The organism is Burkholderia sp. AU31652 (assembly GCF_002223155.1).
In the GTDB taxonomy this organism is placed as follows: domain Bacteria; phylum Pseudomonadota; class Gammaproteobacteria; order Burkholderiales; family Burkholderiaceae; genus Burkholderia.
This window is the reverse complement of sequence record NZ_NKFG01000008.1, coordinates 143,157-154,990: the sequence shown is the minus strand read 5'-3', so window position 1 is coordinate 154,990 and position 11,834 is coordinate 143,157. Positions and strand designations below refer to the sequence as shown.

Here is an 11,834-nt window from a genome sequence, read left to right as displayed (position 1 = left end):
GCGTCAGCCGCCGACCACGAACCGCGCGCCCAGCGCGAGCAGCAACGCAGGCGGCATCACGCACGCGCCGACCGCGAGGAATGCGCGGAAACCGACCTGCAGCCCTTCGCGCCGGATCGCCGCCAGCCACAGAATCGTCGCGAGCGAACCGGTGATCGACAGGTTCGGGCCAAGATCCACGCCGATCAGAATCGCGTCGACCACCGTCTGCGGGCTGTGCGCGGCGTGGATCGTCGAACTCGCGATCAGCCCGGCGGGCAGGTTGTTGACCGCGTTCGACACCAGCGCGACCGCGACGCCGGCCACGGCCGCCGCGACGTGCTCGCCGCTTTGCATCAGCAGGTGCAGCAGGCCCGCCAGCGCGCGCACCGCGCCGGTCCGGTCGAGCGTCTCGACGACGACGAACAGCCCCGCGACGAGCGGCAACACGCTCCATGAAATCGCGCGCACGATCGGCACGCACGCCGCGCGATCCCGCATCGCCACGCACGCGACCGTGACGACGGCCGCCAGCGCGGTGGGCAACCCGAGCGGGCGATCGGCGACCGACACCGCCATCAGCGCGACGGCCGTTGCGGCGATGCCCGCCAGCGCGATGCGACCGCCGCTGGTCAGCGGCTGCACCGGCAGCCCGGACTCGCAACGGCCGGACAGCGCACGCCGCTGCACGATCCGCAGCATCACGAACGTGCAGACGATCGACGCGACGGACGGCGCCGCGAAGTGCGCGAGCCAGACGCCGAGCGCCGGCATGTGTGCACCGTACAGCACCAGGTTCGCCGGATTCGAAATCGGCAGCACGAAACTCGCGGCATTGGCGACGAGCGCGCAGCTGTACAGCTGCGGCATCGGGTCGGCCTTCGCGCGGCGCGCGGCGGCAAGCACCGCGGGCGTCAGCACGACGGCGGTCGCATCGTTCGACAGGAACACCGTGGTGACGACGCCGACCCCGTAGATCAACGCGAACAACCGCCACGGCGAGCCCTGCGCGAGATTGACGACGTGCGTCGCGACCCAGTCGAACAGCCCCTCGCGACGAGCCGCCTCGGACAGCAGCATCATGCCCGTCAGGAAGAGGTACACGTCGCCGCCTTTCGCGACGGCGTCCAGTGCCTGCGCCGCGGGCAACAGGTTCAACACGACCAGCAGCAGCGCGCCGCTCACGGCCCAGATGGCCTCGGGCCAGCCGAACGGACGCGTGATGACGCCCGCGGTGGCGAGCGCGGAAATCAGCCAGGCAAGCGAAACAGGATTCATAGGCAAGTGGATCGAGGCATGGAAATCGACATCGCCTTCACGACGATGTCGCCGATAGATCGGCGGGCTTGCCGCACACGCGGCCCAGCGAGCGCGCATGACCGAGCCACAGCGCGAGCGAGCCCGTCGACACGGCGCCCAGTACGACGAACGCGGCCGGATAGCCGAAGTGCTGCGCGAGCACGCCGCCCAGCACGGGACTGAGCGCCGCGCCGATGCCCTGCGCGGTCGCGACGGCGCCCTGCCCGGCATTCACGCGGCCGGAGCCATGCAGCAGGTGAACGACGAGCGCGGGCACGACCACGCTTTGCAGGCCGGCGCCGATGCCGTCGAGCACCTGCACCGGCCACACGCCCGCTTCGCTCAGCCACGCCGCGGCGACCAGCCCGCGCACCGGCAGCACGAGGTACGAGAACAGCAGCACCCGCCAGTAACCGTGCGCGCGAATCAGCCGGGGCGCGAGCCACGCCGCCGCGATCATCACGCACTGCGCGATGACGATCGTCTGGGCGGTGAACGCGCTCGCGTTGCTGCGATGCGTGACGACGACGCCCATCCCGTAGAGCGGCAGCATCGCCGCGTTGCCGAGATGAAACAGCGCGAGCGACGCGCCGAGCAGCACCAGCGGCCGGTTGTCGGCGAGCGTGCGCAGGCCGCCGACGCGCGATGGCGATGTCGATGCCGATGCCGACGCCGCATCCGACGCATGCGGATGCGCAGCATCCATTCCCGGTGCGGCACCGGCGGGATCGAGACCGCGTGCGGACGCGTGATCAATCGAGTGCCCGGGAATCGCCAGCGCGCTCACAATGGCGAGGACCGTGAACACGCCGACCAGCGCGAACACCGCGTCGAATCCGACATGCCAGCCGAGCCACCCGGCGAGCGCCGCACCGGCGACGTTGCCGGCGTGGTTCGCCATCTGGTTGCGCCCGAACTGCCGGTCGAAACCTTGCCGGCGCACGATGCCGAGCGTCACGCCCGCGGCGGCCGGCGCCAGCACCGCGCCGCTGACCGCCGCCACGACCTGCGACGCCGCCACCGCCGGATAGCCGTGGACGAACCTCATCGCCAGCGACGCCAGCGCCGTCACCGCGGTCGCCACGACGATCAGCGCCCGCTTCGCGCGCACCGTATCGACGAGCGCGCCGGCCAACGGCGTTGCGGCCATCGCGGCGAGTCCGGCCAGCGTCATGACCGAGCCGATCGCATCGGCGCCCCAGCCGCGCGACAGCAGGATGACGCCGATGAACGGGCCGATGCCGGCCTGCACGTCGGCGAGGAAGAAGTTGAGCGCTTCGAGCGCGCGCGCCGCTCTCATGGCCGTCTCAGCGTCGCACGATCATTCGGCATCCGCATCGACGAGCTCGGCGATCTCGCTCACGTCGAGCGTCGTGCCGTGCGGCGTGACGACGCCGTGCCCCCACGCCTGCACATGGACACCGGGACGCAGATACTCGTGCAGCGCTTCAGCCGCATGCGGCGGCACCCGCAACGCGACGCCGCTCGTCAGCAACGCGCCGTTCAACTCGCCTTTCGGGCCGTGCAGCGCAAACGCGACTTCGCCGCTCGATTCCAGCGGGGTGCGAGTGGGGTGCGTCGGCTTCACCGGCGCAGCGTGCGCGGGCCCGTCGTCGACGATGTCGACGCCGTCGCGGCCGGTCAGTTGCACGGCCGCGATCATCGCCGCGCGACGCGGCTTGACGCCCCGCACGCGGATGCGGTCGCCGACCGCGACACGCCGCACCAGTTCGCGGCCCAGATGCGGCGGCACGTGAACCTGCAGGTCGCCGTTCAGGATCAGGCCGTCGATGTCTCCGTGCGGATTGAGCAGGAACTGCGTGACGAGGCCGCGCGTTTCGGGCAGGCAGGCGGGATCGATCCAATGCATGGCAGGACTCCTTTCGATGGGTTTCGGAATGGCGTCGCGCTCAGCGCGCGACATCGTCATAGAGATTGACGACATGGCCCGGCGCGCCGAACGCCGTCGCCTGCAGCGCTTCGCCGTAGGCGTTGCGCGTGCCGTAGCCGACCGCGGCCACGCGCTCGCCGGGGACGAGCAGCGCGCCGAATTGCTGGGCGGCCGGAACGGTCAGCTTGACGATCGCGCCGCTGTCGAGCATCACGCCGTCCGGCTCGCCGCGCGGCGCGCGCGTCACGCGGCGCACGACGCCGGACACGCTCAGGCGGGCGAGGTTGACGCCGCGCAGCATGGGCGGCACGGGTGCGACGGGCGCGGGCGGCTGATCGGACAGCGACGCGCCGGTGCCGTCGTTGCGGACGACACGGGCACGGATCTCATCGTCGACGCGTCGATCGCCGGCGACCGTCACACGGTCGCCCGTCTTCACGAGCGCAGTCAGTTGCGAACCGAGATGCGGCGGCAGGCGGACGAGCGTGCCGTCGGAGAGCACGAAGCCGTCGACGGCGCCTTCCGGGTTGATCGTCAGGCGCGACAGCGTGCCGGACACCAGCGCATGCCGTGCGGTGTCGTTTCCGGGCACGGCAGGCACCAGTGCGCGAGGCCGAGGAGGAGCAGGCGGCGGCATGGCGCCGGCCGGATCTTCCGCGCGCGGTGCGGGCGGCACCTGCGCCACGCTGACCGTTGCGACGGCAACGAGCGCGGCCGCGCAGAGCATGCGAGACGAGCGGCGCACGGCGGCACGGCGCCGCGGCCGCGATCGAACGACAGGCAGGTACGACTTCATGACGGGCTCCGGCGACGGGTTGCGATGCATCGATATCCGCAATACCCGTGCCAACCCGCGACGCCCCGCGTGGCCGTGCGCCGAACGACGACGCGCGCGAAAACTGTCGGATTTCCCGACACGTCGCGTCGCCGGATGTCGGCATTCCCGACAGTCGAAACGGCGCGCCTCACTCCTTGCACTACGACCGGCAACGCGCGTTCGCAAGCCCGTTATTAGCGTGAACAGGCCCTAGTCGTCGCGCTCGATCCCGAGATTCGCCATGCGCGCATAGAGCGACTGGCGGCCGATCCCGAGCAGCCTCGCGGCTTCCGCGCGGTTGCCGTTCGCGCGTTCGAGCGCGCGCAGAATCGCCGCGCGCTCGACCGTCGCCAGTGCATCGGGCAGCGGCATGTCGAGCAGGTGCGCCGGCACCGCATCGGCGTGCGGCTCGCGCGCCGGCACGGCGGCCAGGCCGAGATCGGCCGCGCCAATGGCCGGCCCGGGGGCGAGCGCGGCCGCCCGCTCCATCACGTTACGCAGTTCGCGCACGTTGCCCGGCCAGCGGTGATCGAGCAGCGCGCGCTGGGCGTCGTTCGTCAGATGCAGCGCGCGCATGCCTGCCGCGTTGCACAGGAAATGCGCGGCGAGCGGAAGGATGTCGGCCACACGCTCCGCGAGCGGCGGCAGGTGCAGCGGAATGACGTTCAGCCGATAGAAGAGGTCTTCGCGGAACGTGCCGTCCGCGACGGCCGCGACGAGGTCGCGGTGCGTCGCGGCCACGACGCGAATGTCGATCGCCGTGGCGCGATCCGCGCCGAGCGGCATCACCTGGCGCTCCTGCAGCGCGCGCAGCAGCTTCGCCTGCATCGCGGCGGGCATGTCGCCGATCTCGTCGAGAAAGAGCGTGCCGCCGTCGGCCTCGACGAGCCGCCCCGCGCGATCGGCATGCGCGCCCGTGAACGCACCGCGACGATGCCCGAACAACTCGCTTTCGAGCAGGTCGGCCGGGATAGCCGCGCAGTTGACGGCGACGAACGGCCCCGCATGCCGGGCCGATGCCGCATGCAGCACGCGGGCGGCCACCTCCTTGCCCGTGCCCGTCTCGCCGGTCAGGAGCACGGTCGCGTCGCTCATCGCGGCGCGGCCGACCTGCTTCTGCACGTCGCGCATCGCGGCGCTCACGCCCAGCAGCCGCGGTCGGTCCGCCGACGGCTCGCCCGCGAAATCGCTGTCGCCCGGCGCGCGCACGGGCGGCTGATTCGCCGACACGATGCGTTCGAGCAGTTGCGCGATGTCGCGACGCCCGATCGGCTTCGTCAGGTGATCGAATGCGCCGAGCCGCATCGCTTCGATCGTGTTGTCGCTGGTCGCATGGGCCGTCACCATGACGACCGGAATCGCGGCCAGCGCAGGATCGTCGCGCAGTCGCGCGAGCACGGCCAGCCCGTCCAGATCCGGCAGGCGGAAGTCCAGAAAGATGCATTCGACGCCCCCGCCGTCGCGCAGCGCGCTGAGCGCGGCGCGGCCGGAGGCAGCCTCGACGGCGCGATGACCGAGATCGGCGAGCGTTTCGGCGAGGCTGTCGCGAAAGGCCGCGTCGTCGTCGACTATGAGGATGTTTGCCATGGAATTTCAATCACGAATGCAGCGCCCCCGTCGAGGCGCGCGTGCCCGCCGTGCGCCGCCGCCACTTCGCGCACGACGGCCAGACCAAGGCCCGTGCCCTCCGCGCGGCCGGTCACGAACGGCTCGAAAATCCGCTCGCGCTGCGCGGCCGGCACGCCGGGGCCGCTGTCCGACACGGTGAGGCACAGCCAGTCGCGCCCGGCGAACGTGCGCCGCTTGGCGGCGAGCGTGACCGCGCCGCCGTCGCCCGCGTGGTGCAGCGCGTTGAGCAGCAGATTGTCGAGCGCCCGCCGAATCTGGTCGGGATCGAAAGCAGGACGATCCGACGGCCATGCCAGCCGTTCGCCCTGCCCCGCGAGCGACAGCGTCAGGTCGATCGCTTGCCGCTGCGCCAGCTCGCGGTGCGCGTCGACGACCTGCGCGAGCCACGCGTCGACGTCGACCCGGGTCGCTTGCGGGCGCACCGGCTGCGTCAGCGCGAGCAGGCTCGACAATTGCGTATCGATGCGCTCGATCTGCGCGAGGATCACGCGCAGCGCGTCCTGCTGCCGCCGGCCATCGCCGGCCAGCGCGTTTTCCGCCTTCAGCCGCATTGCGCCCATCGGATTGCGAATCTCGTGCGCGACCTGCGCGGCAAGCTTGCCCAGCATGCCGAAGCGTTCGGCCTGCGCGAGGCGCGTGCGCAATTCGTCGGCCTGCTGTTGCAGCCGGTCCGCGCGCCGCGCCCGCTCGTTGAACGCGTCGATGACGCGGTCGAGATCGGGCTCGCCGACGTACGGCAGATGATGCTCGCGACCGTCGGGGCCCAGCCCGCTCTCGATCCGCGCGAGATTGCGCTTCCATCGGCGCAGCGCCACGGCCAGCGCGGCCGCGATCGCCAGAATCACGGCGAGGACGGCCGCGAGGCCCGTGGCCAGCAACTCGCCGTGCCGGCCCAGCGGCGGGCGCGCACGCGTCAGCATCCACACGTACAGCCCCGATCCGCCGCGTACCGGGCAGGCCGCCGCGACCACGGCATCCTGCGCGCCTTCGACGACGTTCGCGGTTGCGGCACGCGTCGCGGCCGCGGCGCGCAGCGTGCGAAGGATCAACGGCGTTTCCGCTTCCGGTACGTCGTGTTTGACGCCGCTGCCCTGGTAGGTGGGAAAGGAATACGCGAGAAAGCCGTTCGCCGCAGGCGCGGCGCCGGGCATCCAGAACCCGCCTTCCATGTCGGGGGCGCGGGAAAGCACGATGTCGAGGATCGCATGCATCAGCTCCGGGGCGGGCCCGGCGCCCGGCGACGCGGAAGACGCGCTGTAACGCGACGCGACCGCTTCGCAGGCCGACGCGCCGGCGGCCTTCGCGCTCGCGACCTGCTGACTCTCGGCGGAACTCGCGGTGATCCAGACGACCGCGACCAGCGTCGCGCACAGCGACGCGACGAGTGCCCAGAGCATGACGAGTTGGGTGGAAAACGACGGACGCTTCATCGGATCGGGCTGGCGGCTGAGGACGACAGCATAGCGTATCGCCTGTCATGCGAAGCCGCCACGCTCGCCATGCAGCGCACGGGCGTCCTGCCGGGCCGGCGGCACCGGCTCGCCCCGGAAAGCCGGGCGAAAGCCTCGGGCGCTAGACGGCCTTTGGTCTAGCGTCCAGCCCGACGCTTCCCGTCGAACCCCCATGCGCATCGTTTCCGTTAGCACCTTGCTGCACCCGCTCCGGCCGCCGCAAGTCATGCCATCCCGAACGCAGACGATGACAGTGGCGGGAAGCGGCGGCGACCGCGCAGGGTGCGCGTCGGGAGCGGGCGGGTCAATGACGCGTTATCAGGCAACGGCCGCGTCAGCCCGCGACTCGCGGAATCCTCGCCCCCCGACCGGCGTGCGATTCGATGCGCCGCGTCGAACGTCGACCGCGCGGCATGCGCGGCGCATCCGGTTTTCGGCTGGCGCGTTGGCCGCGTCGGCCGCCTCTCCCGTCAGCGCGCGTCCACGGGCACGGCAGCGCGCTTCGCCACGCCGTCCCGCTCGATCCGCTCGACGATACGAGCGAGCCGAATGATGTCGGTCAGCGCGAAATCGGCCGCATCGGGCCGCGGCCTGCCGCACTGGTCAGCCATGCGCATCGCGAACGCGAGCGCTTCGGCACGCTCGCGCAGCAGCGCGCGCAATGCATCCGCGATCACCTGCCGGTCGCGCGGATCATCCAGGCCCAGCACGGAACCGTCATCCGGCATCACGAACGGCCCAGCCGCCAGCACGGCAACATCCGGCACGCGCATCGTGTTTCGTTCCATGGTCTTCCTCTTTGTCGACTCGCGACCGACCGGCGTCTCACCGCCGGTTCGACCGCGACACCACGTCGATCCACACCGCCAGCACCAGCACGGCGCCCTTGACGATCATCTGCCAGTACGCGTCGACGTCCAGCATCGACATGCCGTTGTCGAGGCTCGCCATCACGAGCGCGCCGATCAGCGCGCCGTAGACGGTGCCCGACCCGCCGCGCATCGACGTGCCGCCGATGAAGCACGCGGCGATCGCATCGAGTTCGCCCATCGTGCCGGCGGACGGCGACCCCGCCGCCAGCCGCGCCGTGTTCACCAGGCCGGCAAACGCACACATCAGCCCCATCAGCGCGAAGATCGCGAGCTTCACGCGGTCGGTATCGACGCCCGACAGCCGCGTCGCCTCCAGGTTCGAGCCGACGGCGTAGATGCGCCGGCCGAACACGGTCTGCGTCGCGATCCACGAGAACACGCCAAGCAGCACGAGCAGCAGCAGCACCGGCACCGGAATACCGCCGTAGCGGTCGAGCGTCGCGACGAACGCGAACAGCACGGCGCCGGCGCCGACGATCTTCGCGACGTCCTGCCAGTGCGGTGCGACCGCGAGCCGGTAGCGCCGCCGCGTCGCGCGCTGCCGCACCACCAGCAGCAACACGAGCCCGAACAGCAGGATCGCGAGGCCGTCCCCCACCAGGCGCGGCAGATAGCCCTGCCCGATGAACACGAAGCCGTCCGACACCGGCGCGATCGTCGAGCCGCCCGTCACGCCGAGCAGGATCCCGCGAAACGCGAGCATCCCGCCCAGCCCGACGATGAACGACGGCACGCGCCGATAGGTCGACCACCAGCCGTTGAAGAGCCCGATCACCACACCGAGCGCGAGCACGGCCGGGATCGTCGCCGCGACCGGCCAGTGGCGGTTGACGTCGAGGATCGCGGCAACACCGCCGAGCAGCCCGAGCAGCGAGCCGACCGACAGGTCGATCTCGCCCGCGATGATGACGAACACCATCCCGCACGCGAGCATGCCGGTGATCGACATCTGCCGCAGCAGGTTCGATACGTTGCGCGGTGTGACGAACGCGCCGTCCGTCAGCACCGAGAAGAACGTCCAGATCACGACGACCGCCAGCAGCAGCGCGAGCAGCTTGTAGCGCGCGAAGATCTGGCGAAGCGGCAGCCGCGCCGTGCGGCCGGCGGAACGCTGCGCGTCGGCATCCGGCGTCGCCGGGGTCGAGGAAGAAAGTTCGGAATTCATGTCGCGCTCATTGCGGTGGGTTCGGTGGACAGCCGCGCGGGCTTCAGCGCGGCGCCGAGTATCTGTTCCTGCGTGAGGCCGTCGTTGACGAAATCGCCGCGCAGCTCGCCTTCGCCGATCACCAGCACGCGATCGGCCAGCCCGAGCACCTCGGGCAGCTCCGACGACACGACGACCAGCGCGACGCCGCGCTGCGCCAGCGCGAAGATCAGCCGGTAGATCTCCACCTTCGCGCCCACGTCGACGCCGCGCGTCGGCTCGTCGAGGATCAGCACCTGCGGCTCGGCCAGCAGCATCTTGGCGAGCACCGCCTTCTGCTGGTTGCCGCCGGACAGGCTCGCGATCGGCAGGAACGGATGCGCGGCGCGCACCGACAGCCGCTGCATCTCGGTGCGGATCGCATCGAGTTCCGCGGCCGCGTCGATCCGCCCGCGCGCCGCGAAACGCCGCAGCACCGCCAGCGTGATGTTGTGGCCCACGCCGAGCTGCGGCACGATGCCGTGGCGCTTGCGGTCCTCGGGCACCATCGCGATCCCGGCGCGGATCGCGTCGGCCGGCGAGCGGATCGACAGCACCCGGCCGTTCATCAGCACGGTCGCCGTGCACGCGCCCGGATACGCGCCGAAGATCGCCTGCATCAGCTCGGTGCGGCCCGCGCCCACGAGCCCGGCCACGCCGAGGATCTCGCCGCGCCGCACGCTGAACGACACGTCGTCGACCCGCTTGCGGCGCGCGTTCGTCACGTCGCGACAGGTCACGTTGCGCGCTTCCAGCACGACCTCGCCGATCTCGTGCGGCTCGCGCGGATACAGGTCGCGAATCTCGCGGCCGACCATCATCGCGATGATCCGGTCGGTGGTCAGCGCGCGCATCGGCTCGGTCGCGACATGACGGCCGTCGCGGATCACGGTGACCGTATCGCAGACGGCCGCGACTTCGTCGAGCTTGTGCGAGATGTACACGCACGCGACGCCGCGCCGCTTCAGGTCGCGCACGATGTCGAGCAGGATGCGCGTTTCGGCGGCGCTCAGCGACGACGACGGTTCGTCGAGGATCAGCAGCTTCGCGTCCTTGTTCAACGCCTTCGCGATCTCGATCAACTGCTGGTGGCCGCCGCCGTAGTTCATGACCGGCTGCGCGACGTTGATCGAGTCGATCCGCAATTCGCGCAGCAGTTCCTCGGCGCGCCGGACCATCGCGGCGAAGTGCATGCGCCCGCCCGGCAGCGTGATCTCGTTGCCGAGGAAGATGTTCTCGGCCACCGACAGCTCGGGCACGAGCATCAGCTCCTGGTGGATGATCACGATGCCCGCCCGCTCCGTGTCGCGCACGCCGGATGCCGCGAGCGGCGCGCCTTCCCAGCGGATGTCACCGTCCCACGTGCCGTGCGGATAGACACCCGACAGCACTTTCATCAGCGTCGACTTGCCCGCGCCGTTCTCGCCGCACAGCCCGACGCATTCGCCGGGCCGCACGGTGAGGTCGATGCCGTCGAGCGCTTTCACGCCGTCGAATGTCTTGACGATGCCGCGCATCGTCAGCAAGGGTTCCGTCATTCGTTCTTGCCTCGCAGTCAACGCGGCCGCCGTCGCGGCGGCCGCGCATCGCGTCCGTCGTACGCTTACTGGCTCGCCAGCTGCGCCTGGGTATAGAAGCCGTCCTTCACGACGACGTCGACGTTGCGCTTGGTCAGCAGCGTCGGCTGCAGCAGCACCGTGTCGACCTTCTTCCTGCCGTTGTCGTATTGCGCGTTGAACGCGGGCTTCGCGCCCTTCGCGAGATCCACGGCAAGCTTGGCGGCTTCGCTCGCGATCAGCTTGAGCGGCTTGTAGACGGTCATCGTCTGCGTGCCGGCGATCACGCGCTTGACCGCCGCGAGGTCCGCGTCCTGCCCGGACACCGGCACCTTGCCGGCCAGATGCTGCGCGGCGAGCGCCTGGATCGCGCCGCCGGCCGTGCCGTCGTTCGACGCGACGATCGCATCGATCCGGTTGTTGTTCGCGGTCAGCGCATCCTCGGTGATCCGCAGCGCGGTCGACGCGCTCCATTCGGGCACCCACTGCTGGCCGACGACCTTGATGTCGCCGCGATCGATCGCCGGCTTCAGCACCTTCAGTTGTCCTTCGCGCAGCATCTTCGCGTTGTTGTCCGTCGGTGCGCCGCCGAGCAGGAAGTAGTTGCCCTTCGGCTTCGCATCGTAGACGCCCTGCGCCTGCAGCTCGCCGACCTTCTCGTTGTCGAACGAGATATACGCGTCGACATCGGCGTCGAGGATCAGCCGGTCGTACGACACGACCTTGATGCCGGCCTTCCTCGCTTCGGCGACGACGTTGCCGAGCGTCTTCGAGTTGAACGGCACGATCACGATCACGTCGACGCCGCGCGAGATCAGGTTCTCGATCTGAGAAATCTGCCGCGCCTCGCTCGCGTCGGCCGACTGCACCGACACCTTCGCGCCGAGCTTCGTCGCGGCCGCGACGAAATAGTCGCGATCGCGCGACCAGCGCTCGACGCGCAGGTCGTCGATGCAGAAGCCGATTTCAGGTTTGTCCTTGCTCGCATGCGCGAGCGGTGCGCCCAGCGCGAGGATCGCCAGCGCAGCGGCGCCGGCAAGCGAACTCAATACGGTACGACGCGTCACGGATTGCATGTCTCCACTCCTTGTTTTTGGACAACTTCACGAACGCCGGGCGAACGCCGAAATGCGCCGCCCGCATCGAGTCACTGCAAA

At 70.3% G+C, this 11,834-nt stretch carries 10 protein-coding genes; all 10 read right to left on the bottom strand.

The annotated features are described in order from the left end of the window. Positions 1 to 3: 3 nt before the first annotated feature. Positions 4 to 1,257 (bottom strand): arsenic transporter, encoded by a 1,254-nt coding sequence (locus CFB40_RS36450; RefSeq protein WP_089434141.1) that lies wholly within the window; start codon positions 1,255 to 1,257, stop codon positions 4 to 6. A gap of 37 nt (positions 1,258 to 1,294) precedes the next feature. After that, complete coding sequence (locus tag CFB40_RS36445; protein WP_089429346.1) at positions 1,295 to 2,578, bottom strand: MFS transporter; 1,284 nt, start codon at positions 2,576 to 2,578, stop codon at positions 1,295 to 1,297. Between the two features lie 21 nt (positions 2,579 to 2,599). Then, positions 2,600 to 3,148, bottom strand: a complete 549-nt coding sequence (locus tag CFB40_RS36440; RefSeq protein WP_089434140.1) for a hypothetical protein — start codon at positions 3,146 to 3,148, stop codon at positions 2,600 to 2,602. 40 nt (positions 3,149 to 3,188) lie between these two features. Further along, complete coding sequence (locus tag CFB40_RS36435; protein WP_254600140.1) at positions 3,189 to 3,761, bottom strand: hypothetical protein; 573 nt, start codon at positions 3,759 to 3,761, stop codon at positions 3,189 to 3,191. A 435-nt stretch (positions 3,762 to 4,196) separates the two neighbouring features. Continuing rightward, positions 4,197 to 5,573, bottom strand: coding sequence for a sigma-54-dependent transcriptional regulator (locus CFB40_RS36430; protein ID WP_089434139.1), 1,377 nt, complete (start codon positions 5,571 to 5,573; stop codon positions 4,197 to 4,199). Further along, on the bottom strand, positions 5,555 to 7,045 hold the full coding sequence (locus CFB40_RS36425) for a sensor histidine kinase (RefSeq protein WP_089434138.1): 1,491 nt from the start codon (positions 7,043 to 7,045) through the stop codon (positions 5,555 to 5,557). Before CFB40_RS36425 ends, CFB40_RS36430 begins: the two co-directional genes overlap by 19 nt. A 491-nt stretch (positions 7,046 to 7,536) precedes the next feature. Further along, entirely contained in the window at positions 7,537 to 7,854 is a 318-nt protein-coding gene (locus tag CFB40_RS36420; protein WP_089434137.1) for a hypothetical protein, read from the bottom strand. 37 nt (positions 7,855 to 7,891) lie between these two features. Continuing rightward, positions 7,892 to 9,103 carry a sugar ABC transporter permease gene (locus CFB40_RS36415; RefSeq protein WP_089434136.1) on the bottom strand — a complete coding sequence of 404 codons (1,212 nt, stop codon included), beginning with the start codon at positions 9,101 to 9,103 and terminating at the stop codon, positions 7,892 to 7,894. Next, entirely contained in the window at positions 9,100 to 10,659 is a 1,560-nt protein-coding gene (gene xylG, locus CFB40_RS36410) for a D-xylose ABC transporter ATP-binding protein (RefSeq protein ID WP_089429339.1), read from the bottom strand. Before xylG ends, CFB40_RS36415 begins: the two co-directional genes overlap by 4 nt. 65 nt (positions 10,660 to 10,724) lie before the next feature. Then, positions 10,725 to 11,753, bottom strand: coding sequence for a D-xylose ABC transporter substrate-binding protein (gene xylF / locus CFB40_RS36405; protein WP_089429338.1), 1,029 nt, complete (start codon positions 11,751 to 11,753; stop codon positions 10,725 to 10,727). Positions 11,754 to 11,834 lie beyond the last annotated feature (81 nt).